The following is a 24,998-nucleotide window of genomic DNA, read 5'->3' as shown; positions in this document are numbered from 1 at the left end:
CGCCCACCGCGAACACCGCCACGCGCGCCGTTTTACCCGTGCCGTTCGGCAGGTTCACGGTGCCGCGCACCATCTGGTCGGCCTTGCGCGGGTCGACACCCAGCCGGATCGCCACCTCGACGGTTGCGTCCTGCTTCTTCGACGACGTCTCCTTGGCCAGCTTGGCCGCCTCGAGCGGGGTGTATAGCCGCGACTTGTCCACCTTCTCGGCGGCTTCGCGGTATGCCTTGCTGGTCTTGCTCATTGTTGTCTCCTAGTGAGAGGTGTGGTTGACGAGCCGAAGCGGGCTCTCCCACGCGACGCCGCGGCGCGACGCCGAAGTACTTATTCGACCGTGATGCCCATCGACCGGGCGGTGCCGGCGATGATCTTGGCGGCCTGGTCGATGTCGTTGGCGTTGAGGTCGGCCTTCTTGGTCTCGGCGATCTCACGCACCTGGTCCCAGGTCACCTTGGCGACCTTGGTCTTGTGCGGCTCGGCCGAGCCCTTCTGCACGCCGGCGGCCTTGAGCAGCAGCTTGGCGGCGGGAGGGGTCTTCAGCGCGAACGTGAAGCTGCGGTCCTCGTAGACGGTGATCTCCACGGGGATGACGTTGCCGCGCTGGTTCTCCGTCGCGGCGTTGTACGCCTTGCAGAACTCCATGATGTTGACGCCGTGCTGGCCGAGCGCGGGGCCGACCGGCGGGGCGGGATTGGCCTGCCCGGCCTGGATCTGCAGCTTGATCAGCCCGGCGACCTTCTTCTTGGGGGCCATGGGTTTTCGATTTCCTTTCTGGAAGGGCGTGGAGCCCTTAGATCTTGGCGACCTGGTTGAAGGTCAGTTCGACAGGCGTCTCGCGGCCGAAGATGGACACCAGCACCTTGAGCTTCTGCTGCTCGGCGTTGACCTCGTTGATCGTGGCGGGCAACGTGGCGAACGGCCCGTCCATGACCGTCACCGATTCGCCGACCTCGTAGTCGACCTCGACGGCCGGACGCTCCAGGCCGCCCGTCTCGGCGACGGCCGCGGTGCTGGCCGCGCCTTTGGCGGCCTTCTTCGCCGCACCCCGCGGCAGCAGGAACTTCACCACGTCGTCGAGCGTCAGGGCCGACGGGCGCGACGTCGCGCCGACGAAGCCGGTGACCCCGGGGGTGTTGCGCACCGCGGACCACGAGTCGTCGGTCAGATCCATGCGCACCAGGATGTAGCCGGGCAAAACCTTGCGGTTGACCTGCTTGCGCTGGCCGTTCTTGATCTCGGTGACCTCTTCGGTGGGCACCTCGACCTGGAAGATGTAGTCGCCGACGTCCAGGTTCTGCACGCGCGTTTCCAGGTTGGCCTTCACCTTGTTCTCGTATCCCGCGTACGAGTGGATGACATACCAGTCGCCGGGCTTGCTGCGCAGCTCCGCCTTCAGCGCGGCGGCGGGGTCAGCCTCCTCGGCCTGCTCGGCCGGTTCCGCCTGCTCAGCGGTCTCGATGGTCTCCGGGGTCTCGGCGGCTGAGGCTTCGATGGCCTCAGGGGTCGCTGAGGTTTCAGTGACCTCTTGCACGTCGACCGCTTCACCCGCGGACGTGTCACCGTCGAAGGTAGTCACGGTTTTCAGTCCTCTCTGTCTTTCTCAGCTCAGCCGAACACCAGCAGCACGAGCTTGGCCAGGCCGAAATCCGCCAGGCCGACCAGCGCCACCATGAAGGCGAGAAACGCCAACACCACCGAGGTGTAGGTGAGCATTTGCTTGCGGTTCGGCCAGATCACCTTCCGCATCTCTGCAACGACCTGCTTGAGGTAGTTGTAGGCGAACACGAACGGATTGGCCGAACGGTCGCCGGGCTTCCGCGGCTTCTTCGAGGCCTTGGCCTTCTTGGCTGCCCGGCCCTTCTTGACCTTATCGTCCCCGGCGGCCTCGGCCTCGTCCGGCGACTCCACGTCGACGTCGTCGGCATCGGCCATGCGCTGCCGCGACCGCTTGCCGGTCGGCCGTTGCGGCCGCGTCGTGGTCACCAGGGCCGTCCGACCGCCGCTGTCGCGGCTCTCCTCGGTGTCGCCGCCGTCGCGTGCGGCGTCGTTGGCAGCGTCGCCCTCGTCGCTCACCGCATGCTCCTTTGTTTGCTATGTCCCGCGGGCCGTCCCACATGATGGGGCACTGTCTTCCAGTGTCCACCATGGCACGGCTTCGCCGTCTGCAGGGGCGACAGGACTTGAACCTGCAACCTGCGGTTTTGGAGACCGCTGCTCTGCCACTTGAGCTACGCCCCTTCGCGGTTGGCAGCCCAACCTGCGCTTACCTGCCGGGGCTTACATGACACGCGCGCTCCCCGAATGCTCGAATCCCGGAAAGCGCGCTGATGCTGGGAAAACCCCGAGGTCCGAGTGTACATCGAGGCAGGTGTCAGACACTAATTACGCGGTTCTGACGACCTGCCCGGATTCCTTGTCCCATCTGAGCTGGATAGAGTCGTCACCCTCGTGTCCCATCAGGGTGGTGTAGGCGACCAGGATCACCTCGCCGTCCTGATTGGTGCAGGTGTTCTCGGTGACGACGATGTCGGCGCCGAAACGCTCGTTCACCGATTGGATGTCCATCCGGCCGTAGAGCCTGTCGCCCACAAATATCGGTTTGTGGTAAACGAACTTCTGATCGACCTGGACGATCTGCATGGTCTCCATGCCGACGTCGACATTCCGGAAGAAGTCATCCTGGATGATCTTCGCGAAGATCGATACAAAAGTTAACGGTGCGATGATGGCGTCGTAGCCCAGTTCGGCGGCCGCTGCCTCGTCGAAGCATGCCGGATCGTCGCACTTGATCGCCCGTGCGAATCCGCGAACTTGCTCACGGCCCACTTCGAAATAGTCCGGGTACTTCCAGCTCATTCCGCGGACGTCGGTTTTGAGCGCCATGTCTTATGCCAGATTCGCCGACGCGATCGCCCGGCCGAAGATCTTTTTGCCGCCGGTGGTCGCCGTGAGGGCGATCGTCACCGACTTGCTCTCCGGGTCGACCGACTTTACCCGGCCGTTGAAGACCAGCTCGGCGCCCTTGCCGTCGTTGGGGACCGGCACCACGGCGGTGAACCGCACGTTGTACTCGGTGACCGCACCGGGGTCGCCGACCCACGAGGTGACGTAGCCGCCGCCCAGCCCCATGGTCAGCATGCCGTGGGCGATCGCGGTGTCCAACCCGACGACCTTGGCGATCTCGTCGTCCCAATGGATCGGGTTCAGGTCGCCGGAGACACCCGCGTAGTTCACCAGATCCTGGCGGGTCAGCGGGTAGGTCTTCTCCGGCAGCTTGTCGCCCACTTTGACCGAACTGAACTCACGCAGTGGCATCAGAAAATCCCTTTTCTCCATCCTCGCCGGCACGGCCCGCCAGGGTCGTGTAGGTCTCCTGCACAACGTCACCGGCTTCGTCGGTGATGATGTTCTTGGTCACGATGATCTGGGTGCCGTGCGACTCGCGCATCGAATCCAAATACACATCGCAGTACAGTTTGTCGCCCGCCACGATCGGCTTCATAAACTTCAGCACCTGATCGACCTGGACGATCTGCGCGTCCTCGACTGCGATGTTGGCGTGCTTGAAGAACGCCGACTGGGCCCGGTAGCCGAACACGCAGATGAACGTCAGCGGGGCCAGCAGGCCCTTGTAGCCCAGCTCAGCCGCCGCGTCCTCCTCGTGAAAGCACGCGTCCTCGTTTTGCACGGCCACCGCGTACTCGCGGATCTTCTCGCGCTCGACCTCGTAATGATCGGGATAGCGGTAGTGCATCCCGACGATGTTCGCGCTCAACGACACGGCTGTAGAACCTACCTAGTCACTCTCAATAAACGCTGACGACGGCGCCTAGCGTGTCTCGCGGTGTGGCTGGTGCTTGCCGCAGTTCGGGCAGAACTTCTTCAGCTCCATCCGGTCGGGGTCGTTGCGGCGATTCTTCTTGGTGATGTAGTTACGGTGCTTGCACACCTCACACGCCAAGGTGATCTTCGGCCGCACGTCGGTACTGGAAGCCATGTCCGTTCTCTCTGCTCTCTAGAAAAGTCACATTGTTCTGTTGTAGCGATGTTCTGTTGTAGCGATGGCCGGACTCGAACCGGCGACCTAACGATTATGAGTCGTTCGCTCTAACCGACTGAGCTACATCGCCTCTGGGCCACCCCGTCTAGGGTTTGGAGCCGCCCGCCTGCTCGGCGTCCGCCGAGCCCCCTAACGGAATCGAACCGTTGACCTTTTCCTTACCATGGAAACGCTCTACCGACTGAGCTAAGGGGGCCGTTCAGCCAAGCGACAGTCGTGCCGCGGGCCTAAAAGAGGGTACAACCTGGCGCGCAACGGCACCAAACCACGGACCGGGCGGCTCCTCGGCTAGTTCCCGTCCTTGCGCGGTTGCCACGCGCTGAGATCGCTGAACTGGTCGTACTCGTCGTCTTGCTCATCCCCCGGGCCCGACTCGCCGAGCAACGTCCGCAACGCGAGATGGACGGCCTCGCGCGTGTCGGCCAGATGGAACCGACGAATCGCCTCTTGGACCAGATCGTCGTCGATTTCGATCTCGACCCTCTTCTTCATGCGCCAACAATACCCACTGCGCAGGGCCTCAACCGATGGGTGAAGGCCGCTTTCCCGGCAAAGTGTGTCCCGATGGGAAGCCGCGAGCGGCGAGCCTCCGACGAGGATCAGACCTGATCGTGCCGACCCGCTTCGCCCGGCTACGCCGCGCTCGCGATCGCCACTAGTCTGGTCGGGTGTCAGAGGACCGGCTGTACTTCCGCCAACTGCTATCCGGTCGCGATTTCGCCGCCGGCGACATGTTCGCGACGCAAATGCGCAACTTTGCCTACCTGATCGGGGACCGGCAGACCGGCGACTGCCTGGTGGTCGACCCCGCCTACGCCGCCGGCGATCTGCTCGACGCGCTCGAGGCCGACGGCATGCACCTGTCCGGGGTCCTGGTGACCCATCACCATCCGGACCACGTGGGCGGTTCGATGATGGGCTTCCAGCTGAAGGGCCTGGCCGAGCTGCTGGAGCGGGCGCCCGTGCCCGTCCACGTGAACACGCATGAGGCCCTTTGGGTTTCACGGGTCACCGGGATCGGCCTCGGCGATCTCACCGCCCACGAGGACCATGACAAGGTCAACGTCGGGGACATCGAGATCGAGCTGCTGCACACCCCGGGCCACACTCCCGGCAGCCAGTGCTTCCTGCTCGGCGACCGCCTGGTCGCCGGTGACACGCTGTTTCTCGACGGCTGCGGACGCACCGATTTCCCCGGCGGCGACTCCGATGAGATGTATCGCAGCCTGCGGCGGCTCGCCGCGCTACCGGGTGACCCGACAGTGTTTCCGGGGCATTGGTATTCGGCGGAGCCGAGCGCTTCACTATCGGAGGTCAAGCGTTCCAACTACGTGTATCGCGCAGCCGATCTTGATCAGTGGCGAATGCTGATGGGCGGCTGACCGACTCAGAGGCCATTTGCGCCTGAGTGATCACGATTAGTTCCCGGGTCAGCAATGCGCGCCAGACGCCTTTAGTATCGGGCCAGCGAAATTCGCGGCGGAAGACCGCTGTGATATAAGCGGAAGGGTGGGTCTAATGGGGTGGATCCAGAGTGCCTGGCAGGGGGTCACCCATGTTGGGTCCGGCACCTGGTTGGCGTGGGCGGCGTGGGCGGCGGTTTTGCTGGGCGTCGTCGCGCTGGTCTTCATAAGCCGGCAACTGAAACTCAACCGCCGGTTGGCCGCAGAGCAGACCCGGCCCCAAGTCGCGATGTTCATGGAACCGCATCCGGCCGACTGGCACGTGATCGAGCTCGTCGTCCGAAATTTCGGACAGACCGCGGCATATGACATCCGGTTTGCTTTTCCGAACCCGCCGACGGTGGCGGAATACGAAAACGCCGCCGACGGCTACGCCGATGTCGTCCAACTGCAGCTTCCGCGCGAATTGCCGGTTCTCGCGCCCGGCCAGGAATGGCGCATGGTGTGGGATTCGGCGCTCGACCGCGCCGAGATCGGAATGGGCATCGAGTCGCGCTTCGCCGGGTCTGTGATCTATCACGACCGCCCCGACAAGCCGCGCGGCTGGCGGTTCTGGGAGGGCGATCGGCCCGTGCTGCAGACCAGCGTGGTGCTGGACTGGGACGCGCTGCCGCCGGTTCAGCGCATCGAGTTGATGACCACCCACGACCTGGCGAAGCGGGAAAAGCAGAAGCTGGAGCTGTTGCGGGGGCTGCTGACCTACTTCCACTACGCGAGCAAGGAAACGCGTCCCGACGTATTCCGCAGCGAGATCGAACGAATCAACGGCGCCGTGCAGGAGACGCAGGACCGGTGGCGCACCCGTCTGCTCGACCAGCCCACCGACGTCAGCCTGCGCTGGGGTAACGCGGAAGCCGATCTGGCCAAACATCGCAGCCAGCACGTCTGACCCAGGATCGAAGGAGCAACCATGAGCGGCCCGGTCCTCTACAGCCTGAAGGATTCCGTCGCGGTCATCAGGATGGATGACGGCAAGGTCAACGCGCTGGGCCCGACGATGCAGCAGGCCCTGGGCGAGGCGATCGACCGGGCCGACAGCGACAACGCCGGGGCGTTGGTGATCACCGGCAACGAGCGGGTGTTCAGCGGCGGGTTCGACCTGAAGATCCTGACCTCCGGCGAGGTGCAGCCGGCCATTGACATGCTGCGGGGCGGCTTCGAGCTGGCCTACCGGCTGTTGTCCCATCCCAAGCCGGTGGTGATGGCCTGCACCGGCCACGCCATCGCGATGGGGGCGTTCCTGTTGTCCTCCGGCGACCACCGGGTGGCCGCCCACGCCTACAACATTCAGGCCAACGAAGTGGCGATCGGGATGGTCATCCCGTACGCGGCCCTCGAGATCATGAAGCTGCGCCTGACGCAGTCGGCTTACCAGCAGGCCGTCGGGCTGGCCAAGACGTTCTTCGGTGAAACCGCGCTCGCCGCCGGCTTTGTCGACGAAATCGTGTTGCCCGAAATTGTGGTCAAGCGCGCCGAAGAGGCCGCACGCGAATTCGCCGGCCTGCACCAGCACGCGCACGCCGCCACCAAGTTGCGCGCCCGGGCCGACGCGCTGAAGGCGATCCGCGCCGGAATCGACGGGCTGGAGGCCGAGTTCGGGCGCTGAAGCGCGAACGCGGTGGCCCGGAAAAGACCCGGCCACCACGTTGCTCGCCTCCTCGCCGTAAGTGTGACACGTACGCGACGTGCCGTCACGTCACTTCACCCTCGCGGCGCCCCGCGGCGCGACGGTTTACCGGAACCGGTCCAGGTATGCCCGCCAATCCCACGTCGACAGGAACAGCTGTGCGGCCGCATAGCCCCTGTCGTAGAGCTCTTCGAGGCGCCCCCGGGAAATGCCGAAGTTGAGAACGCTGACGTCGGTCGAGGCGACCGGGATGGTACGGGCGCTCACCCACGGCTGGCTCAACTGGGCCTGGTCGTGGCCGACCAGCATGGTGGTGAACAGGCTTTCCAGTAGGGCCGATTGCTTGAGAAAACGCAGCGGACGCAGCGCGGGGAACGCCTGGTCGACGCCCTCGGCGAGCTTGGGCATCACGGTGATCCCGAAGGTCGGCCAGCGCGGCGGCTTGCCGTCGGTGCGGTCCAGCGAATCGATCGGGAAATTCGACAGCACGCCGCCGTCGACCAGGTTGGACGTCAGGCCCATCGTGTTGGTCATCGTGACCGGCGGGTAGAAGAACGGGATCGCCATCGACGCGCGGACGGCATCGGCGACGGGCTGCTCGTCGGGGTCCAGACCGTAGAGCCGCTGATAGTCCCACGGCAGCCGCACCAACTGCGCCGCCGTCAGGTCAGCGACGGTGATCGCCACCTTGTAGCGCCGTTCCCTCGGCAACTCGTCGTCGTCGAGGGCGAGGTCACCGAACGTGGTCACGCCCAGGTTCTTCAGCTCGCCGCGGATCCAGTCGTGCGCGAAATCACCGCGGTACATGGCCGTGTCGCGCACCAGACCCCAGGCGGAGCCGAACACCGGAAGGGGCCCGGCGTCGCGCCACTTGCGTAGCGGCACCGACAGCGCCAGCTCTTTGAGCTGTTCGCTCGTCAGTTGGTCACCCTGGGAGGCGGCCGCCGAGAGCACCGCGACCACCGATCCCGCCGAAACTCCCGACACCCGGTAGGCCGAATACCCTGCTTCCATGAGCCCGGCGATGGCGCCCACCAGACCGATGAACTTGACGCCCCCGCCGGAGAGCACAAGGTCGGCGAGCTTCGGACTTACGGGCATAAGTCACCCTTCTGCCGAGACCCACTGGTAGGGGAGGAACTTCCCATCGAACGTCACCACGACCCGGTCGCCCGACGGGTGCGGCTTCTTCTGCAGGTCGACGCTGAAGTTGATGGCGCTCATGATGCCGTCACCGAACTGCTCGTGGATCACTTCCTTGATGGCGCCGCCGTACACCTGAAGCGCCTCGTAGAAGCGGTAGATGGTCGGATCCGTCGGAACCGCCGTGGGCAGGCCGCCGCGCATGGGCGGCGCCGCCAAAACGGGCACCGCCGACTCGTCGAGGCCGAGCATCTCGACGAGAACCTTGCCGAGCTCGGCGGGTACCGGATGCTGCCCGAGCAACGCCGACGTGGTCCACAGCACCGGCCTGCCGATCGTGTCGGCGAGTTCCTGCCAGGTCAGCCCCTTTGCCAGCCGAGCGACGACGATCTGTTCGGTGAGTTCGTTTCTCGTCATGCGTATCAGCATTGCACCGCTGAATCGTTGGCGCCGAGCCAAGCCCAGGCGGGACCATGAGACGGTTTAGAAATCCGGTAGCGCATGCGCTACCACATTCGACGACGACCTATACCTTGGGCGCCGGGCCGGGCCTCACCCCGGTTTCGTGGCGGTGACCAGGCGCGCCGAAATCCACGGACCGCCATACCACATGCGCCATCCGAGGTTGCGGCGCTTCACGTTTCGCCATCCCAGCTCCCGCAGGCGCGCGGCATGCTGCCGCGTCTCCCACAGGTCGGCGATGGCGAGCCGACCACCCGGCCGCAGCACCCGAACCACTTCGTCGAGCGCCTGCCGCCGGCCGGCGTGTGTCGGGATGTTGTGGATGGCCAGGTTGCTCACGATGACGTCCACGCTTTCGTCGGCCAGGGGCAGGGCCGTCATGTCGGCGGTGCGCACCTCGATGCGGTCGGCGACGTTCTCCAGGGCGGCGTTGGCCAGCGTGGCGTCCCGCGAGTTGCCGGTCTGGTCGGCGTGCCAGAGGTCGACGCCCATCGCGCGTCCCCGAGGCAGCCGCTTGGCCGCGGCCAGCAACACCGCGCCGCGTCCGCAGCCGAGGTCGAGCACCGTTTCGTCGCCGCGCAGCCGCAGCTCGTCGAGCACCCGGTCCCACACGACGAACTTGCCCGAGCGCGTCGCGTAGACGTATGACGCCATCCCCGCAAGCAGCGCGACGGCCCATCCCCCGGTCAGCGCGGCCGTCACCCGCCTGCCGCGCGCCCGGCTGATCCCGGCCCACACCGCCAGAGCGGCGGCCTGGGCGACGACGCCGATCGCCAGCCCGCGCGCCGAGATGGTCTTGAATGAGCCGTCGATTCCGTAGTCGCCCCGGTGATCATGCACAGTGACGAGCTTACGACTCGACAAGGCGCCGAAGGTTTTTCAGGCTCTCATCCAGTGAACGGCCGACCCAGAACGCGGCCACCCGGTCGGCGATCAGGCCGAGCAGGCCGCCCTCTGAGCTGTAGGCCAGGCGGAACGTCACGACGGTCCGGCCCGGCCCGGCGTCGCGCAGCCGGAACCGGCCGCGCTGCGTCACGCCGGTGATGTTGATCCAGGCCAGGTCGCGCCCGGGGTCGAATTCCACCACTTCGGCGACGCCGCCCACCGGGATCGAGCCGATCTTCCACAACACGGTGTACCGGGCGCCCAGTCGGGCCGGGCCTTCCGTCAGCGTCTCCCAGCGCTCCAGGTGAGGCAGGAACGACGGGTAGCGGTCCGGGTCGCTGAGCACCTCCCACACGGTGGCGCGTTCGGCGTTGACGATGATCCGGCGTTCGACGCGCATCAGCCGAGCACCGGGAAGTGGCGTTCGGCGGCCAGGCGATCGACGCCGGCCTGCAGGCTGGCGACCACTTCGTCGTAGACGGCCTGGTCCTGCACATCCGGGTCGTCGACCTCGATAGGCTCCTGCACCTCGACGACGATCTTGGCCGGCAACGGGATGTGCCCCAACAGATCGCCGATGTTGAGGCCCCATGGCAGCGCCAGCGAGATCGGCACGCTCTTGAGTCGGACCAACTTGTCGAGCGCCAACAGTTTGGCCAGCCACTGCCCGCGCCCCAGGAACAACGCCGTCTCCTGACCGCCGACGCTGGCCACGGGAACGATCGGTGCGCCGGTCTCGCGGGCGAGCCGCACGAAGCCTTTGCGGCCACCGAAGTCGACGACGTGTCGCTGCCACGACGGGCGGAACACCTCGTAGTCACCGCCGGGGTACACCAGCACGGCGGCGCCGGATTCCAGTGCCAGCCGGGCGTTTTCGGGACTGGCAGCGACGGTGCCGAACTTGCGGAGCCAGCGCAGCGGCGGGTACAGGGTGACCAGGTTGTGCGCGAGCTGATAAAACGGGCGCTCCACGCCGAAATATGAGCAGAACGCCAGGGTGAAGACGAAGGTGTCCGGCGGGACGTTGCCGCCACTATGGTTGCCGACCAGCAGCACGGGGCCTTCCGGCGGTATGCGGTCGAGCCGGCGGACGTCGGCCCGGAAGTACAGCGACGCCAGCAACCAGGTGCCGGGCAGCTGATCTCGAATGAAGTCCGGGTCGCGCTGGTCCAGGTCCGCCTTGGGCACCCGGTCGCCAACCCGCTTGCTCACCCACCCGATGGCATCCGCGACGCCGGCCATGGTCTCAGCCTGGCACAGCCGAGCGAAAGCAAGGAGGGCCATTCGTCGCTACCGCGAAGGGCCGTGGCTCACCACCGCCCGTGGTGGACGACCTCGGAAAAGGGCCGCCGATCCGGCTTGCGGATCGGGGTGAGCGGACGGTCGGCGGGATACCCGATGCCGAGTAGGAAGGCCACCTGGTGGTAGTCGGGCACACCCAGGATGGCGCGCGCCTTCTCCTGGTCCCCCACCGACGAATGGCCCGTCCCGATGCCCAGGTCAGTGGCCGCGATCATCATCGCCATCGTGGCCTGGCCGACGTCGTAGTTGTCGGTGACGAGCCTGCGCTCATCCGGCGGCACCGGCACAACGATCGCGATCGCGGCCGCGGCCCCGGCGATGTGCCCGGCGCCTCGCCAGACCGTCGACAACTCCTGCAGCCGGGCCGGGTCGGTGACGATCACGAAGTCCCACGGCTGCCGGTTTTTGGCCGACGGCGCCCGCCAGCCCGCCTCGGCGATGCGGTCCAGGTCGGCTTCCGACACCGGTTCCGGCTTGTATTGCCGCACATTGCGCCGCGCACAGATCGCGTCCCAAGCTTGCATCTCGTTCCTTCTCGTTTCGTCCGGTCCCTTGCCATCGTGCCACCACGGTCGAACGGCATGTCGGCGCGGAATCATCCCCGGCTGTCGGTGCGGCGTTCTATGGTGGCAGCGCAATGGCCCTCCATCTCCACCGTGCCGAGCGCACCGACCTGCTCGCCGCCGGTCTCGGCGCGCTGTTGGCCGCCCCGCTCGCCGACCCGTTCGCCGAGGAGCTGGTGCTGGTCCCGGCGCGCGGCGTGGAACGCTGGCTCAGTCAGCGGCTGTCGCACGTGCTGGGGTGCAGGCCGGGCGCCGGCGACGGGGTGTGCGCGGGGGTCGCGTTCCGCAGCCCGTCTTCGTTGATCGCCGAAATCACCGGCACGGCCGACGACGATCCCTGGTCGCCGGAGGCGATGACTTGGCCGCTGCTGGAGGCCATCGATCGCGGCCTGGACGAGCCGTGGTGTGCAACGCTGGCAACGCATTTGGGTCATGGCCTTACCGACCTGGAGGCCGAGTTGCGCCGCGGGCGGCGTTACGCGGTGGCCCGCCGGCTGGCCGGGCTGTTCGCCTCCTACGCGCGGCAGCGCCCGCACCTGCTGGCCGACTGGCTGGACGGCCGGGTGGTCGGCCTCGACGCCGACCTGGACTGGCAGCCGCACCTGTGGCGCGCGCTGGTCGAACGCATCGACGCCGATCCCCCGCATGTGCGGCACCAGAAAGCCCTGACGAGGCTGCGCGAGGGCCGGACCGAGCTGCCGGCGCGGCTGTCGCTGTTCGGGCATACCCGGCTGGCGTGCACCGAGGTCGAGCTGCTCGACGCCCTGGCCACTCACCACGATCTGCACCTGTGGCTGCCGCACCCCAGCGACGACCTGTGGCGGGCGCTCGACGACCTGCACGGCGCGGTGCCCCGCACCGAGGACGCCAGCCGGCACGCCGCCCACCACCCGCTGCTGGAGACCCTCGGCCGCGACCTGCGCGAGCTGCAACGCATGCTGCCGGCCAACCTCGCCAGCGACGAATACCTCACGCGCGCAAGCGCTCCCGACACGCTGCTGGGCTGGCTGCAATCGGACATCGCCGCCAACGCGGTGCGGCCAGAAGGACGCGCGCTGGCGCCCGGCGACCGCTCGGTGCAGGTGCACAGCTGCCACGGCCCGGCCCGCCAGATCGACGTGCTGCGCGAAGTCCTGCTCGGGCTCCTGCAGGACGACCCGACGCTGGAGCCGCGCGACATCGTGGTGATGTGTCCCGACATCGAAACCTACGCGTCGTTGATCGTCGCCGGGTTCGGGCTCGGCGAGACCGCGGGCGACAGCCATCCCGCACACCAGCTGAGGGTTCGCCTGGCCGACCGGGCGCTCACCCAGACCAACCCGCTGCTGGCGGTGGCGGCCGAGTTGCTTTCCCTCGCCGGCACCCGCGCCACCGCCAGCCAGGTGCTCAACCTCGCGCAGGCCGCGCCGATCAGGGCCCGTTTCGGGTTCAGCGACGACGACCTCGAAGCGATCACCGACTGGGTCCGGGAGGCCAACGTCCGGTGGGGCTTCGACCGGGAAGATCGCGCGCCGTACGGTCTGGACCACATCGTGCACAACACCTGGCGCTTCGGGCTGGACCGCATCCTGACCGGCGTGGCGATGTCCGACGACTCGCGGGCGTGGCTGGACACCGCGCTGCCGCTCGATGACGTGGGCAGCGACAAGGTGCAACTGGCCGGACGTCTGGCCGAATACGTCGCCCGGCTGCACGACGTCGTCAAAAACCTCGAGGGCGCAAGGCCTTTGACCGGATGGCTGGCGACGTTGGCGGAGGGCGTCGCGGGGTTGACCCGCTCCGGCGACGCCTGGCAGGAGGCGCAGCTGCAGCGGGAGTTCGCCAAGGTTGTCGAGCAGGCCGGCCCGCGCAGCTCGACGCCCCTGCGGCTGCCCGACGTGCGGGCGTTGCTTTCCACCCACCTGGCGGGGCGGCCCACCCGGGCGAACTTCCGCACCGGCACGCTGACCGTGTGCACGATGGTGCCGATGCGCTCGGTGCCGCACCCGGTGGTGTGCCTGGTCGGTCTCGACGACGGCGTGTTCCCGCGGCTGCTCGTCCCCGACGGTGACGACGCGCTGGCCCGTGACGCGATGACCGGTGACCGCGACATCCGTTCGGAGGACCGGCAATTGCTGCTCGACGCGGTGTGCGCGGCCACCGAGACCCTGGTGATCACCTACACCGGTGCCGACCCGTACGCCGGCTACCCGCGTCCGCCCGCGGTGCCGCTCGACGAGTTGCTCGACGCGCTGGACCAGACGACGCCGGCGCCGGTGCGCCGGCACGTCGTCACCGAGCACCCGTTGCAGCCGTTCGACCGCCGCAACGTCACCCCCGGCGCGCTGGTGCCCGGCAAACCGTTCACGTTCGACCCGACCGCGCTGGCCGCCGCCCGCGCCGCAACCGGGAAGCGTTGCCTGCCAGCGCCTTTCATCACCGAGCTGCTTCCCCCGCCGCCGGTCACCGACGTGGCCCTCGCCGACCTGCTCGACTTCTTCAAGGACCCGGCCAAGGGCTTCTTCCGGGCGCTGGATTGCACGCTGCCGTGGGACGTCGACGAGATCAGCGACGCGATGCCGGTGGAGATCGACGCGCTGGAAGCCTGGACCGTCGGCGACCGGATGCTGCGCGACATGCTGGGCGGCATGCATCCGGACACCGCAGCCAACGCCGAGTGGCGCCGCGGGACGCTGCCGCCCGGGCGGCTCGGGGTGCGCAAGGCGAAGGACATCCGCGATCGCGCGCGCGAACTGGCGTTGGCCGCGCTGCAGCACCGCACCGTTGACGGCGCGGCGCACGACGTGGCGATCGACCTCGGCGGCGGGCGGCGGCTCACCGGAACGGTCACCCCGGTGTTCGGCGAGCGGACGGTGTCGGTGACCTACTCGAAGCTGGCGCCCAAGCATGTGCTGGCGTCGTGGATCGGGCTGGTCGCGCTGGCGGCCCAGACGCCGGGACGCGACTGGTCGGCGCTGTGCATCGGCCGCGGCCAAAGCCAAAACCGGATCGCGCAAAGGCTTTTCGCGCCGCCGTCGGCCCCGCTCGCGGTGTTGCAAGGCCTGGTGGCGCTCTACGACGCGGGCCGGCGCGAGCCGCTGCCGCTGCCGCTGAAGACGTCGTGCGCGTGGGCCGAGGCCCGCCGGGACGGCGAGGACCCGCGCGCGGCCGCGCAGGCCAAGTGGGCGGGCACCAGATTCAGTCCCGGTGACGACGCCGAACGGGCGCACGTGCGGGTGTGGGGGGAACGCGCGCCGCTTGCGGTGCTACTGGGGCCGCCCCGACCGGGCGAAGAAACGCCCGGGGAGGACACGCGGCTGGGCGCGCTGGCCGCACGACTGTGGTCGCCGTTGCTGGCGGCCGAAAGGCACCCCGGCTGATGGATCGCTTCAACCTCCTGGGCCCGCTGCCCCAGGACGGCTCCACCACCGTCCTGGAGGCCAGCGCCGGCACCGGTAAGACGTTCGCGCTGGCCGGCCTGGTCACCCGCTTTCTCGCAGAGACCGGCGTGACGCTCGGCGAGATGCTGCTGATCACGTTCAACCGCAACGCCAGCCGGGAATTGCGCGAGCGCGTCCGCGGTCAGATCGTCGCGGCGGTGGCGGCGCTGGAGGGCCGCGCGCCCGCAGGCTCCGAGCTCGTCGAGCACCTGCTGCGCGGCAGCGATGAGGAGCGCCGTTGCCGGCGGGCGCGGCTGCGGGACGCCCTGGCGAATTTCGATGCGGCCACCATCGCCACGACCCACGAGTTCTGCGGGTCGGTGCTGCGATCGCTGGGGGTGGCCGGCGACACCGCGTCGGACGTGAGGCTCAAGGAAGACCTCGATGACCTGGTCACCGAGATCGTCGACGACCGCTACCTCGCCCAGTTCGGGCGAGCAGAAGGCGATCCGGTGTTGAGCTACAAGCAGGCGCTCGAGCTCGCCCGGGCCGTCGTCAACGACCCGTGTGCCGACTGGCGCCCGCTCGATCCCGACCCGGACAGCGAGGCCGGGATCCGGCTGCGCTTCGCCGCCGCGGTCCGCGAGGAACTCGAACACCGCAAGCGCCGGCTGCGCATCCTTGGTTTCAACGACCTGCTCACCCGGCTTGCCAAAGCCCTTGAGCAGGAGGGCTCCCCGGCCCGGGAGCGGATGCGGGGTCGCTGGCGGATCGTGATGGTCGACGAGTTCCAGGACACCGACCCCATCCAGTGGCGGGTGCTCAACCGCGCGTTCAGCGGCCACTCGACGCTGATTCTGATCGGCGACCCGAAACAGGCCATCTACGGTTTCCGGGGTGGCGACATCTACACCTACCTGGAGGCGGCCCGCGGCGCCGATGCCCGCTACACGCTGAGCGTCAACTGGCGCAGCGACCGCGCGCTGGTCGAGCGCCTGCAGACGGTGCTGCACGGCGCGGCGCTGGGCCATCCCGAGATCGTCGTGCGCGACATCGAAGCCCACCACGGCGGGCATCGGCTGGCCGGGGCGCCGCACAACGCGCCGTTTCGGCTGCGCGTGGTCAAACGGGCCGGCCTCGGCTACGCCGGCAACGACACCGTCCCGATCGGGGTGCTGCGCCGCCACATTCCCGACGATCTGGCCGTCGACATCGGGGCACTGCTGGCAAGCGGCGCCACCTACCGCGGCTCCCCGGTCGGTGCCGGCGACATCGCGGTGATCGTCGAACGGCACGAGGAGGCGCGGGCATGCCGTAATGCGTTGGCCGCGGCTGGGATTGCGGCGATCTACACCGGCGACACCGACGTGTTCGAGTCCCAGGCCGCCAAGGACTGGCTGTGCCTGCTGGAGGCGTTCGACGCCCCGCACCGCAGCGGGCTGGTCCGCGCCGCCGCCTGCACGATGTTCTTCGGCGCGACCGCCGAAACCCTTGCCGCCGAGGGTGATGCGCTCACCGACCGGGTCGCGGACACCCTGCGGGAATGGGCCAACCACGCGCGGCAGCGCGGCATCGCCGCGGTGTTCGAAGCCGCGCAGCGGGGCGGCATGGGGCACCGGGTGCTCTCCCAGTACGGCGGCGAGCGGCACATGACCGATTTGGCGCACATCGCGCAGCTGCTGCACGACACCGCCCATCGCGAGCACTACGGCCTGCCGTCGTTGCGCGATTGGCTACGCAGCCAATGCGATCGCCGCAACGGCGCCACCGAACACAGCCGCCGCCTCGACAGCGACGCCGCGGCGGTGCAGATCATGACGGTCTATGTGGCCAAGGGCCTGCAGTTCCCCATCGTGTACCTGCCGTTCGCGTTCAACCGCAATGTCCGCAAAGACGACATACTGCTCTATCACGACGAGCACGAACAGCGCTGCCTCTACCTCGGCGCCAAGAACGACCGCGACCGGCGCCGCGCCGACGAACTGCACCGAACCGAAGAGGCCCGCAACAACATCCGGGTCACCTATGTGGCGCTGACCCGGGCGGAGTCGCAGGTGGTCGCCTGGTGGGCGCCGTCGTGGGACGAGCGCAACGGCGGGCTGTCGCGGCTGTTGCGCGGCCGCGGGGTGGGCGAGGCCCGGGTGCCCGACAGGTGCGACGCGGCCACCCTCACCGACGAGGACGCCTGGGCGGTCTTGAAGGGGTGGGAGGACGCCGGGGGGCCCTCGGTGGAGGAATCGACCGTCGCCGCCGCTGCCGCGGCCGAAACAGCAACCGACTCGGCCGATTTCGGGGTGCGGCACTTCCACCGGTCGATCGACACTCGGTGGCGACGGACCTCGTACTCGGCGCTGGTCCGTGGAATGGAAACGGGCGGGGTGGCCGCCGGCGCAGCGGCCGGGGTGGAAAGCGAGCCGGAGGTCGGCACGCGCGACGACGAGGTGGACACCGCAGTCACCGCGGTCACGGCGCCCGGCCCCGACCCGGCGGTGACCTCGCCGATGGCGGCGCTGCCCGCGGGCGCAGCGTTCGGCTCGCTGGTACACGCGGTGCTCGAGACGGCCGACCCGGGCGCCGCCGACCTGGCGGCCGAGCTCGAGGAGCAGGTGCGGCGCTCCCTGACGTGGTGGCCGGTCGGTGTCACCGCGGCCGAGCTGGCCGCCGCGCTGGTCCCGATGTACGACACGGCGTTGGGGCCGCTTGCGCCCGGTATGACGCTGCGGCAGATCGGCCTGCGGGATCGCCTGCGGGAGCTGGATTTCGAGATCCCGCTGGCCGGCGGCGAGATGCGCGGGGCCGCCCCGGACGCGTCGCTGTCCGAGGTGGGCGAGCTGCTGCGGGCGCATCTGCCCTCGGGTGATCCGCTGGCCGCGTATGCCGAGCGGCTGACGTCGCCGGCAATGGGGGGTCAGTCGCTGCGCGGATACCTGGCCGGGTCGATCGACGCGGTGCTGCGCCTGCCCGACCGGCGTTTCCTCGTGGTGGACTACAAGACCAATTACCTCGGCGGCGCAGCGGCCGATTACAGCAGCGACCGGTTGACCGAGGCCATGCTGCACTCGGATTATCCGCTGCAAGCCACGTTGTACACCGTTGTGCTGCACCGGTTTCTGCGGTGGCGGCTGCCCGCGTACGATCCGACGCAGCATCTCGGCGGGGTGCTGTATCTGTTCGTGCGCGGCATGTGCGGACCCGACACGCCGGTGATCGACGGCCAGCCGTGCGGGGTGTTCAGCTGGCAGCCGCCGGCGCGGCTGGTGGTGGCGCTCTCGGATCTGCTCGACGAGGGCGGGCGGGCGGCATGACCGTCACCGACGTCGAGGTCGCCGTCGACGCGGCAGGCCTGCTGCTGACGTTCAACGAGGCGGGCGTGCTGGACATTTCGGATGTGCATGTGGCCGACCGGATCTGCGCGTTGGGCGGTGAGCCCGACGAGCGGGTCGCGCTGGCGGTGGCGCTGCTGGTGCGCGCACTGCGGGGCGGTTCGGTGTGTGTCGACCTGGCGACGATCGCGGAGGCGGTCGGCTCGGATGGGTTGCCGTGGCCCGAGCCGATGCAGTGGCAGGCCGCGGTGCGGGCCAGTGTGCTGCTTCGCGATCCGCCCGTGCTGCATCTCTATGACGAGCGGCTGCTCTACCTGGACCGGTATTGGCGTGAAGAAAAGCAGGTGTGCGACGACCTGCTCGCCTTGCTGGCGGCCAGGCGAGCAGCCGGGGCGCCCGTCAGCGAGCGGCTTTTCCCACCGGACTACCAGGAGCAGCGCGTGGCGGTGGAAATCGCCCTCTCGCAAGGCGTTACGGTGCTCACCGGCGGTCCCGGCACCGGCAAGACGACCACGGTCGCGCGCCTGCTCGCGCTGGTGGCCGAGCAGGCGGAGCTGGCCGGATCGGCACCACCGCGGATCGCGTTGGCGGCGCCGACGGGCAAAGCGGCGGCTCGTCTGGCCGAGGCGGTGCAGCTGGAAGTGGCCAGGCTGGAAGCGGCCGATCGCGCGCGGCTGGGTGACCTGCAGGCCACAACGCTGCACCGGCTGCTGGGCCGCAGACCGGACTCGTCGTCGCGGTTCCGGCACGATCGCGCAAACCGGTTGCCGCACGACATGATTGTGGTCGACGAGACGTCGATGGTGTCTTTGACGATGATGGCGCGGTTGCTGGAGGCGGTGCGCCCCGACACCCGGCTGGTCCTGGTCGGCGACGCCGACCAGTTGGCGTCGGTGGAAGCCGGTGCCGTGCTGGCCGACTTGGTGGACGGCCTGTCGGCGCGTGCGGACGTGCGGGTGGCGACGTTGCACACGCCGCACCGCTTCGGGAAGTCGATCGGCGCCCTGGCCGAAGCGATTCGGTTGGGCGACACCGAGGGCGCGTTGGGGCTGCTGCGGTCCGGTGACGAACACATTGAGTTCGTCGAGGCGGACGACGCGACCGATCGGTTGCGTTCGATCCTGATGCCGCACGCGCTTCGGCTGCGGGAGGCGGCGCTGTTGGGGGCCGTCGACGAGGCGTTGGCGACGTTGGACGAGCATCGGCTGCTGTGCGCGCACCGGAGGGGGCCGTTCGGGGTGCGGCACTGGAACCGGCAGGCGGAGATGTGGCTCTCCGAAGAGATGGGCCTGCCACCGTGGTCCGAGTGGTACGCGGGGCGGCCGCTGCTGGTGACAGCCAACGACTACGGGCTGCGGGTCTACAACGGCGACACCGGAGTTGCCGTCGCCGGCCCGGACGGGCTGCGTGCCGTCATCGCCAGTTCCGCAGGGCCGCTGAACTTTTCGACGAGCAGGCTATCCGACGTCGAGACCATGCACGCGATGACGATCCACAAGAGCCAGGGCAGCCAGGCCACCGAGGTGACGGTCCTCATGCCACCGGAGGAATCGCGGTTGCTGACGCGCGAGCTGTTCTACACCGCGGTGACCCGCGCCAAGGCCAAGGTGCGGGTGGTCGGCTCGGAGGCGTCGGTACGCGCCGCGATCGGGCGGCGGGCGCTGCGGGCGAGCGGCCTGCGGCGGCGGTTGCAGCCCACAGCCGCGACCACCTGAATCGAGGCACCGCCAATCAGCCGTCGGTCATCGGGGCGCCGTGGGAACGAGGACGGCGACGTCGCCGTGCAGGTGCGCCAGTCCACCGTCGAAGGTGGCCAACTGCCCGTTGCGGCTTCGCGCAAGGTGAGCGAGGTAGGCGTCCGTCACCTGCCGGTGACCCACCACACCGTTGACGTCTACTCCGGCGAAAGAGACGCTGTCGGGCCAGAACTCGTGACGGTCGACCTGCTCGACACCGCTGACCACCGCCCGGGCCAACGCCGCGGATTGCCCCATCCGCACCAGAAATCGGACAAGGCTTCCTTGCGTGATCGGGCACGTCGCGAATTTGGTGTCCGATGCCGCCAGCCACCTCACGGCGCCGTCATGATGCACATGCTCGGCGACGACCACAGCGATGAGCACGTTCGCGTCGAGCAGCGCCGTCGCTCCTCGTCCTCCAACGATCGGACGTCGTCCGACGTCACGACCGTCCCGACGCTCACCAGCGGTATTCCCGTCCTGGCGTCCTTGGAGATCGCGATGGTGCTACCGGCGCCCAGACCGCGTCGCATCAGATCGGCAACTGTCTCGCTCAGCGTCCGGTGGGTGTCCCGCGCGATCGCGGTGGCCTGTTTATGCAGGTCGTCGGGGAGATCGATGGTGGTGCGCACGCCCCAGCCTATCATCGGCGCATCATGATGCATTGATGCGCGGATCGCGACGTCGCGTCACACCGACGCGGCATGCTCTGTCCGTACCGAGCCGCACGCGTGAACGAACCGCTCCCACCACAGCGGCCACATCCGAAGCTCGCCGGTGGCGTCGACTACAGAGACGAGATGGCACAACGCGTTTCGGTCTCGGGAAAGCTGGAGGGTTGGCCGCTTGTCCCATGCGTAGGCCGGCAACTCTGCTCCGACATAGCTCGCCAGTTCGGCGGTGCCGCTGTACGCCCAACAGATCGCATAATCGGACCACACCGCCACCAGCACATCCATCAGGGCTCGGCGTTCCTGCATGCCCACCATCAATTCGTCGCCGAAAAACAACACGCGGCGACGATCCAGGTCCACCACCGCCCCGCCGTCGGCCCACAACGAGTCGACCCACTGGTCTTGTGCGCATCGCCGGAGCGACTGCGCATACCGCAGCGCCAACTCCGGTCCACCGATCAGCGCATCGAGTATGCGGCAGCCTGCCCAGTGTGAGTAATAAAGCTGCCATTGTTGATCTTTCACGATGACGATGTTCGCCCTGTTCCCCATGTCGCCCCACTTCCTTTTGACGCGATCTCGGACGTCGCGTCGATTGAGCCGAGTGTGCTCCGAGGGTCCGACAAGGACGGGCGCCGCAAGGCGGCCGCGACGGGTGCGCAAGAATCGCGGTCACGATGACCGACAGCGAAGAGGGGCTCGCGCCCGTATCCCGACCCGTATCCCGGGCAAGCCACATCGTGCGGCTCGCGGTGTTCGCGGCCTTCCTGGCCGCGATGTTCTACCTGGTGGCAGTGGCGCGGGTCATCGACATCGACGCGATACGGCGCGTGGTCTCGGCGACCGGGCCGGCGGCGCCGCTGACCTACGTCGTGGTCTCTGCCATCCTCGGCACGCTGTTCGTGCCCGGCTCGATTCTGGCCGCCGGCAGCGGAATGCTGTTCGGTCCCCTCTTGGGCGTCTTCGTGACGCTGGGCGCGACGGTCGGCACCGCGATGGTCGCCAGCCGCGTCGGCCGCCGGGCCGGCCGGGACAGCGCGCGGGCCCTGCTGGGGACCCAACGCGCCGACCGCGTCGACGGGCTGATCGAACAGCGCGGACTGTGGGCGGTCGTGGGTCAGCGGTTCGTCCCCGGCATCTCCGATGCGCTGGCCTCGTACGCGTTTGGTGCGTTCGGAGTCCCGTTGTGGCAGATGGCCTTTGGCTCCCTCATCGGTTCGGCGCCGCGGGCGTTCGCCTACACCGCGCTGGGCGCCTCGATCAGGCATCTGTCGTCGCCGCTGGCGTACGCGGCGATAGCGGTGTGGTGCGTGAGCGCCATCGTCGGCGCGTTCGCGGCGCGGCGCGGATACCGAAAATGGCGCGAGCAGGCCCGCGGCGCGCGCTGAAGGCTTCAGCCGGCCGGTGCCAGCATCGCCTTCCACCCCTCGTCGCCGATGCTGGTCGAATTGGCAACGGAATAGACCACGCCGTCGGGCCCCACGACCTTGCCGCTCCGCACGTCGTAAAGCGCGGTCGGGGTGTAGACGCACGGGTTGGGCTGCTGGCCGTTGCACCGGACGACGCCAGATCCCGGCCGCTGCAGCGGATCGCTGAGCGGCGGCGGCGTGCCCGGCAGCTGGTCGGCGGGCAGCGGATTGAGTCCGTTGTCCACCGACGGCGCCGGGATCACCTGACCCGGCTTCACCGGTTGATCACAGCGCGCGCCCGGCGCCGGGCAGGTGAGCAGCTGATCGGGGTCCCCGTACCACGGGTTGGTGCCCAGCGGCGCATACGGCTCGGTGCTGCGGCACTCACGCGGGGTGGCCGCCCGCTTTCCGGGGACGTCCACGCACGGGTAATTGCGCGCTCCACGAACCACATTCGTCGCATCCATGGGAATCTTGCAATAGGTCCCGGCCGGTAGCGGCGCGGGTCCGGTGTCGGCCGGAGCCCGCCACTCCGCCGCCGACAGGAAGCCCGTCAGGCACGGCGGTGGTTGGTTGAGCGCTATGGCGCCGACGCCGAGTGCCGCCTGGCCGGGGGAATTCGCCGTCACCGACTGCGCGATGGCCGCCGACTGCGGCAAGAACACCATCGCCTGCTCGACGCCGTTGTGATAGCGCTTGAGCATGTCGATGACGACCTCGAGGTTGGCCAGCACCTGCGGCAGCGCGTCCCGCACGTCACCGAACGTGGCGTCGACCTGCTCGGCGGTGGGCGCCGCATTGGCCAGTATGCTTTGCACCGCGTGATCCTGCTGCGCGGCCTGCGCGGCCAAGCTGTTCAGGTTGGCGGCCCAAAGCCGGATCGTGTCAGCGGAATTGGCCTGGCTGTCGATGATCGGTGCCGAGCGCGCGATGATGTCGTCGACGTCGTCGATGCTGCCCCGGAAGTCGTGCGCGATCGCCTGCGTGGCATCGACCAGGCGCTGCAGCGATGGTCCGAGACCGCCCAGAGCCTGTGACGCTTCGTAAAGCACTGACGCGACCTTGTCTTTGGGCAGCACCGCCAACCCACGGTTGGCGGCGTCGAGGGCCGGGCCGATCTGGCTGGGGACCGTGCTTTTGGTGATCGTCTGCCCGTTGCGCAGGTACGGACCGCGGTTGACCGTCGATACGAGGTCGATGTATTGCTCGCCGACCGCCGAGACCGAGTGCACGTTGGCCGACGCGTCGGCCGGTATCCGGTAGCGGTTGTCGATGCTCATCGTTGCGCGAGCGCCGCGTTCGGTGGGTTCGACGCCGGTGACCTTTCCGATGGTGATGCCCCGGTACGCGACGTTGGCGGTCCGGTACAGGCCGCCGGACTGGGGCAATTCGGCATAGATGGTGTAGCGGCCGATGCCGACCAGGCTCGGTACCCGCAGGTAATACCAACCCAGGACCACCACCGCGGCCACCGCCACCCCGGTCAGCACGACCAGCTGGGTTTTGATCAAGCGAGTCAACATCTTTCACTCGCCCCTTTCCACCAGCGGCCCTCCCGGGGCGTCGCTGGGGTTCGGCGTGTAGCGGACGTCCGGGATCATGGTGCGCGGGTCGCGCCCCCAGGACTGCTCGAGCGCCCGCAACGCCCCCGACAATCCGGTTCCGCTGAGCATCGCGTTGTCGAGGCTGGAGAGTGTCAGGTCGAGCACGGGAGACAGGTTGGCGTAGTCGCCGCGGATCACCTGGGTGACGTCGTCGATGTTGAACGGCGCTGTGAGGCCCAGTTTCAGCGCGCCGACCACGTACGGCGAGGCCAGGCCGAGTTGGCTGAGCGGTCGCTGCAGCGACTGCAGGCTCCGGTGGAGGTCGGGGCGGGCATCGGTCAGCGCCCGGTTGGCGACGTCGCTGAACCGTCCCAGGGCCTCGGTGGCGTCGGCGAACAGTGTCCGGGTATCGGCGAAATGCCGTATCAACGGCGGGATGTCGGTGAGCAGGCGGTCCAGCGTGTCGTTGTGGTTCGCGACGATGGTCAGCAACTGGTTGGTCGAATCGATTGCGCGGGTGAGTTCGTCGCGCTGGCGGTTCAGCTCGGCGGTGAATGTGTCCAGCCGCCCGAGGAATTCGCGGACCTGGTCGGCGCGTCCGTCGAGGATGTTGACGACCTCGGTTTGGATCGCATCCAGGTTCGCGATGCCGCCGCCGTTCAGGATCACTGCGACGCCGGCCAACGTCCTTTCGACGGTGGGGTAGGCCGACGAGTTCTTCAAGCCGATGGTGTCGCCGCTCCGCAACGGCTGCGGCGACGGGTCTTTCGGCGCGGCCAGCTCGACGTGCTGGGTGCCCAGCAGGCTGGTCTGGCCGATCTTGGCGGTCGCATTCGCCGGTAGTTTCACGCCCGGATCGAGATCCAGCGTCAGCGTGGCGACCCAGTTCTTCAGGGTGATGGCCCGCACCGTGCCCACCCATACGTCGGCAACCCGGACCCTGCTGTTGGTGTTGAGCGCCAGCGTGTCTGGCATCTGCACGTAGATCGTCAGGTGGTCGGCGCCCGTGCCGCGGCCGACCGGCAGCGGCACGTTGGCGATGCCTCGCCAGCCGCACGACGCCACCACCACGGCCGTCAACGCGAACGCCAGCCCGTGGCGGACCGCGCTCACGGCCCCCCTCACTGGCCGGGCCCTGGACGTGCCGGCTGCGGATACCACGGCGGCGGAAGCGGATTCGACTCGTCGTAGGCGTTGGGGGGTCCGGGCAGATTGGTCCCCGGCGGCGGCGGCGCGACGTCCGGGCCACCCATGAGCTCGGCCAGCGATTCGGGAGTCAGCATGTTGGCCGTGAACGGCTGGACCTGCGTGCCCTGCATCCCGGGGGCGACGACCCAGCCCGGTTCGTGGTTGCCATGCGAAAACGGTGTGTCGCGCGAAAAGATCCCCGGGACGGTGGTGTCTTTGTAGCCGGGCGGCGGGCGCAGCCGTTCCTCGGAGTAGGC

At 68.3% G+C, this 24,998-nt stretch carries 25 protein-coding genes, 3 tRNA genes and 3 pseudogenes; 7 read left to right on the top strand and 24 right to left on the bottom strand.

What is annotated here, in order from left to right; genetic code table 11:
- From VMD50_RS29070 to VMD50_RS29015, 12 genes and pseudogenes are all read right to left on the bottom strand, one after another.
- A pseudogene (locus VMD50_RS29070) lies at positions 1-244 on the bottom strand (50S ribosomal protein L1); the annotation flags it as partial.
- An 80-nt stretch (positions 245-324) separates the two neighbouring features.
- Entirely contained in the window at positions 325-753 is a 429-nt protein-coding gene (rplK, locus tag VMD50_RS29065) for a 50S ribosomal protein L11 (RefSeq protein WP_325433323.1), read from the bottom strand.
- A gap of 37 nt (positions 754-790) precedes the next feature.
- Positions 791-1,576 carry a transcription termination/antitermination protein NusG gene (gene nusG, locus VMD50_RS29060; RefSeq protein WP_325433322.1) on the bottom strand — a complete coding sequence of 262 codons (786 nt, stop codon included), beginning with the start codon at positions 1,574-1,576 and terminating at the stop codon, positions 791-793.
- A 29-nt stretch (positions 1,577-1,605) separates the two neighbouring features.
- Positions 1,606-2,073 (bottom strand): preprotein translocase subunit SecE, encoded by a 468-nt coding sequence (gene secE, locus VMD50_RS29055; RefSeq protein ID WP_325433319.1) that lies wholly within the window; start codon positions 2,071-2,073, stop codon positions 1,606-1,608.
- Positions 2,074-2,165: 92 nt separating this feature from the next.
- Positions 2,166-2,238 (bottom strand) — tRNA-Trp (locus tag VMD50_RS29050).
- A 144-nt stretch (positions 2,239-2,382) separates the two neighbouring features.
- Complete coding sequence (hadC, locus tag VMD50_RS29045) at positions 2,383-2,883, bottom strand: (3R)-hydroxyacyl-ACP dehydratase subunit HadC (protein WP_325433317.1); 501 nt, start codon at positions 2,881-2,883, stop codon at positions 2,383-2,385.
- Between the two features lie 3 nt (positions 2,884-2,886).
- A complete protein-coding gene (gene hadB, locus VMD50_RS29040) occupies positions 2,887-3,315 on the bottom strand; it encodes a (3R)-hydroxyacyl-ACP dehydratase subunit HadB (protein ID WP_325433315.1) in 429 nt (142 codons plus the stop codon).
- Entirely contained in the window at positions 3,302-3,781 is a 480-nt protein-coding gene (gene hadA, locus VMD50_RS29035; RefSeq protein ID WP_325433313.1) for a (3R)-hydroxyacyl-ACP dehydratase subunit HadA, read from the bottom strand. The genes hadB and hadA overlap by 14 nt, the downstream gene beginning before the upstream one ends.
- Positions 3,782-3,829: 48 nt before the next feature.
- Positions 3,830-3,997 (bottom strand): 50S ribosomal protein L33, encoded by a 168-nt coding sequence (gene rpmG, locus VMD50_RS29030; RefSeq protein ID WP_066907182.1) that lies wholly within the window; start codon positions 3,995-3,997, stop codon positions 3,830-3,832.
- Positions 3,998-4,056: 59 nt separating this feature from the next.
- A tRNA-Met gene (locus VMD50_RS29025) sits at positions 4,057-4,130 on the bottom strand.
- 53 nt (positions 4,131-4,183) lie between these two features.
- Positions 4,184-4,256: transfer RNA gene (locus VMD50_RS29020), tRNA-Thr, on the bottom strand.
- A gap of 92 nt (positions 4,257-4,348) precedes the next feature.
- Complete coding sequence (locus VMD50_RS29015) at positions 4,349-4,552, bottom strand: type II toxin-antitoxin system VapB family antitoxin (protein ID WP_325433309.1); 204 nt, start codon at positions 4,550-4,552, stop codon at positions 4,349-4,351.
- Positions 4,553-4,728: 176 nt separating this feature from the next.
- Between VMD50_RS29015 and VMD50_RS29010 the strand changes: the two genes are divergently transcribed.
- From VMD50_RS29010 to VMD50_RS29000, 3 genes are all read left to right on the top strand, one after another.
- Positions 4,729-5,442, top strand: coding sequence for an MBL fold metallo-hydrolase (locus tag VMD50_RS29010; RefSeq protein WP_325433306.1), 714 nt, complete (start codon positions 4,729-4,731; stop codon positions 5,440-5,442).
- 136 nt (positions 5,443-5,578) lie between these two features.
- Entirely contained in the window at positions 5,579-6,412 is an 834-nt protein-coding gene (locus VMD50_RS29005; protein WP_325433304.1) for a hypothetical protein, read from the top strand.
- A gap of 21 nt (positions 6,413-6,433) precedes the next feature.
- The gene (locus VMD50_RS29000; RefSeq protein WP_325433303.1) at positions 6,434-7,129 is read left to right on the top strand and encodes a crotonase/enoyl-CoA hydratase family protein; all 696 of its coding nucleotides are present in this window, start codon (positions 6,434-6,436) and stop codon (positions 7,127-7,129) included.
- Between the two features lie 126 nt (positions 7,130-7,255).
- Here the strand turns inward: VMD50_RS29000 and VMD50_RS28995 are convergent, their stop codons facing one another.
- From VMD50_RS28995 to VMD50_RS28970, 6 genes are all read right to left on the bottom strand, one after another.
- Entirely contained in the window at positions 7,256-8,251 is a 996-nt protein-coding gene (locus tag VMD50_RS28995; protein ID WP_325433301.1) for a patatin-like phospholipase family protein, read from the bottom strand.
- A gap of 3 nt (positions 8,252-8,254) precedes the next feature.
- Positions 8,255-8,710, bottom strand: a complete 456-nt coding sequence (cynS, locus tag VMD50_RS28990; RefSeq protein ID WP_475448649.1) for a cyanase — start codon at positions 8,708-8,710, stop codon at positions 8,255-8,257.
- A 135-nt stretch (positions 8,711-8,845) separates the two neighbouring features.
- Positions 8,846-9,595, bottom strand: coding sequence for a class I SAM-dependent methyltransferase (locus VMD50_RS28985; RefSeq protein ID WP_325433297.1), 750 nt, complete (start codon positions 9,593-9,595; stop codon positions 8,846-8,848).
- A gap of 10 nt (positions 9,596-9,605) precedes the next feature.
- The gene (locus tag VMD50_RS28980; protein ID WP_325433295.1) at positions 9,606-10,040 is read right to left on the bottom strand and encodes an SRPBCC family protein; all 435 of its coding nucleotides are present in this window, start codon (positions 10,038-10,040) and stop codon (positions 9,606-9,608) included.
- A complete protein-coding gene (locus VMD50_RS28975; RefSeq protein WP_325433293.1) occupies positions 10,040-10,882 on the bottom strand; it encodes a lysophospholipid acyltransferase family protein in 843 nt (280 codons plus the stop codon). The genes VMD50_RS28980 and VMD50_RS28975 overlap by 1 nt, the downstream gene beginning before the upstream one ends.
- 68 nt (positions 10,883-10,950) lie before the next feature.
- Positions 10,951-11,466: a nitroreductase family protein gene (locus tag VMD50_RS28970; RefSeq protein WP_325433291.1), complete on the bottom strand. Its 516-nt coding sequence runs from the start codon at positions 11,464-11,466 to the stop codon at positions 10,951-10,953.
- A gap of 113 nt (positions 11,467-11,579) precedes the next feature.
- Here VMD50_RS28970 and recC point away from each other — a divergent pair, with 113 nt between their 5' ends.
- From recC to recD, 3 genes are read left to right on the top strand one after another with little or no spacing between them, the layout of a single operon-like run.
- Entirely contained in the window at positions 11,580-14,864 is a 3,285-nt protein-coding gene (recC, locus tag VMD50_RS28965; protein WP_325433289.1) for an exodeoxyribonuclease V subunit gamma, read from the top strand.
- A complete protein-coding gene (gene recB, locus VMD50_RS28960; protein WP_325433287.1) occupies positions 14,864-18,169 on the top strand; it encodes an exodeoxyribonuclease V subunit beta in 3,306 nt (1,101 codons plus the stop codon). The genes recC and recB overlap by 1 nt, the downstream gene beginning before the upstream one ends.
- Positions 18,166-19,902 carry an exodeoxyribonuclease V subunit alpha gene (gene recD / locus VMD50_RS28955; RefSeq protein ID WP_325433285.1) on the top strand — a complete coding sequence of 579 codons (1,737 nt, stop codon included), beginning with the start codon at positions 18,166-18,168 and terminating at the stop codon, positions 19,900-19,902. The genes recB and recD overlap by 4 nt, the downstream gene beginning before the upstream one ends.
- A 27-nt stretch (positions 19,903-19,929) precedes the next feature.
- Here recD and VMD50_RS28950 read toward each other — a convergent pair whose 3' ends face one another.
- The 3 genes and pseudogenes from VMD50_RS28950 to VMD50_RS28940 all read right to left on the bottom strand — a co-directional run bounded on the left by VMD50_RS28950 (position 19,930) and on the right by VMD50_RS28940 (position 21,125).
- Positions 19,930-20,352: a TA system VapC family ribonuclease toxin gene (locus tag VMD50_RS28950; RefSeq protein ID WP_325433325.1), complete on the bottom strand. Its 423-nt coding sequence runs from the start codon at positions 20,350-20,352 to the stop codon at positions 19,930-19,932.
- A pseudogene (locus VMD50_RS28945) lies at positions 20,334-20,558 on the bottom strand (hypothetical protein); the annotation flags it as partial. The gene VMD50_RS28950 and the pseudogene VMD50_RS28945, both read right to left, overlap by 19 nt.
- Positions 20,559-20,615: 57 nt before the next feature.
- On the bottom strand, positions 20,616-21,125 hold the full coding sequence (locus tag VMD50_RS28940) for a hypothetical protein (RefSeq protein ID WP_325433283.1): 510 nt from the start codon (positions 21,123-21,125) through the stop codon (positions 20,616-20,618).
- A gap of 152 nt (positions 21,126-21,277) precedes the next feature.
- On the opposite strand from VMD50_RS28940, the gene VMD50_RS28935 reads away from it, so the two are divergent.
- The gene (locus tag VMD50_RS28935; RefSeq protein WP_325433281.1) at positions 21,278-21,988 is read left to right on the top strand and encodes a TVP38/TMEM64 family protein; all 711 of its coding nucleotides are present in this window, start codon (positions 21,278-21,280) and stop codon (positions 21,986-21,988) included.
- Between the two features lie 5 nt (positions 21,989-21,993).
- Here VMD50_RS28935 and VMD50_RS28930 read toward each other — a convergent pair whose 3' ends face one another.
- The 3 genes and pseudogenes from VMD50_RS28930 to VMD50_RS28920 form a co-directional block, all read right to left on the bottom strand.
- Complete coding sequence (locus VMD50_RS28930) at positions 21,994-23,532, bottom strand: MlaD family protein (RefSeq protein ID WP_325433279.1); 1,539 nt, start codon at positions 23,530-23,532, stop codon at positions 21,994-21,996.
- A gap of 3 nt (positions 23,533-23,535) precedes the next feature.
- A complete protein-coding gene (locus VMD50_RS28925) occupies positions 23,536-24,666 on the bottom strand; it encodes a virulence factor Mce family protein (RefSeq protein WP_325433277.1) in 1,131 nt (376 codons plus the stop codon).
- 8 nt (positions 24,667-24,674) lie between these two features.
- A pseudogene (locus VMD50_RS28920) lies at positions 24,675-24,998 on the bottom strand (mammalian cell entry protein); the annotation flags it as partial.

This window comes from Mycobacterium sp., from assembly GCF_035506235.1.
GTDB lineage: Bacteria > Actinomycetota > Actinomycetes > Mycobacteriales > Mycobacteriaceae > Mycobacterium.
Note: the sequence above shows the minus strand (reverse complement) of the source record. Positions and strands in the feature narration are given on the sequence as shown.

Excerpts from the sequence above, each read along its gene's own strand:
- VMD50_RS29000 (WP_325433303.1), top strand. The coding sequence starts at position 6,434 with ATGAGCGGCCCGGTCCTCTACAGCCTGAAGGATTCCGTCGCGGTCATC.
- VMD50_RS28930 (WP_325433279.1), bottom strand. The coding sequence starts at position 23,532 with ATGTTGACTCGCTTGATCAAAACCCAGCTGGTCGTGCTGACCGGGGTG.
- rpmG (WP_066907182.1), bottom strand. The coding sequence starts at position 3,997 with ATGGCTTCCAGTACCGACGTGCGGCCGAAGATCACCTTGGCGTGTGAG.
- recD (WP_325433285.1), top strand. The coding sequence starts at position 18,166 with ATGACCGTCACCGACGTCGAGGTCGCCGTCGACGCGGCAGGCCTGCTG.
- VMD50_RS28975 (WP_325433293.1), bottom strand. The coding sequence starts at position 10,882 with ATGGCCGGCGTCGCGGATGCCATCGGGTGGGTGAGCAAGCGGGTTGGC.
- VMD50_RS29015 (WP_325433309.1), bottom strand. The coding sequence starts at position 4,552 with ATGAAGAAGAGGGTCGAGATCGAAATCGACGACGATCTGGTCCAAGAG.
- VMD50_RS28995 (WP_325433301.1), bottom strand. The coding sequence starts at position 8,251 with ATGCCCGTAAGTCCGAAGCTCGCCGACCTTGTGCTCTCCGGCGGGGGC.
- hadB (WP_325433315.1), bottom strand. The coding sequence starts at position 3,315 with ATGCCACTGCGTGAGTTCAGTTCGGTCAAAGTGGGCGACAAGCTGCCG.
- VMD50_RS29005 (WP_325433304.1), top strand. The coding sequence starts at position 5,579 with ATGGGGTGGATCCAGAGTGCCTGGCAGGGGGTCACCCATGTTGGGTCC.
- recB (WP_325433287.1), top strand. The coding sequence starts at position 14,864 with ATGGATCGCTTCAACCTCCTGGGCCCGCTGCCCCAGGACGGCTCCACC.
- cynS (WP_475448649.1), bottom strand. The coding sequence starts at position 8,710 with ATGACGAGAAACGAACTCACCGAACAGATCGTCGTCGCTCGGCTGGCA.
- VMD50_RS28970 (WP_325433291.1), bottom strand. The coding sequence starts at position 11,466 with ATGCAAGCTTGGGACGCGATCTGTGCGCGGCGCAATGTGCGGCAATAC.
- recC (WP_325433289.1), top strand. The coding sequence starts at position 11,580 with ATGGCCCTCCATCTCCACCGTGCCGAGCGCACCGACCTGCTCGCCGCC.
- hadC (WP_325433317.1), bottom strand. The coding sequence starts at position 2,883 with ATGGCGCTCAAAACCGACGTCCGCGGAATGAGCTGGAAGTACCCGGAC.
- VMD50_RS28935 (WP_325433281.1), top strand. The coding sequence starts at position 21,278 with ATGACCGACAGCGAAGAGGGGCTCGCGCCCGTATCCCGACCCGTATCC.
- rplK (WP_325433323.1), bottom strand. The coding sequence starts at position 753 with ATGGCCCCCAAGAAGAAGGTCGCCGGGCTGATCAAGCTGCAGATCCAG.
- VMD50_RS28980 (WP_325433295.1), bottom strand. The coding sequence starts at position 10,040 with ATGCGCGTCGAACGCCGGATCATCGTCAACGCCGAACGCGCCACCGTG.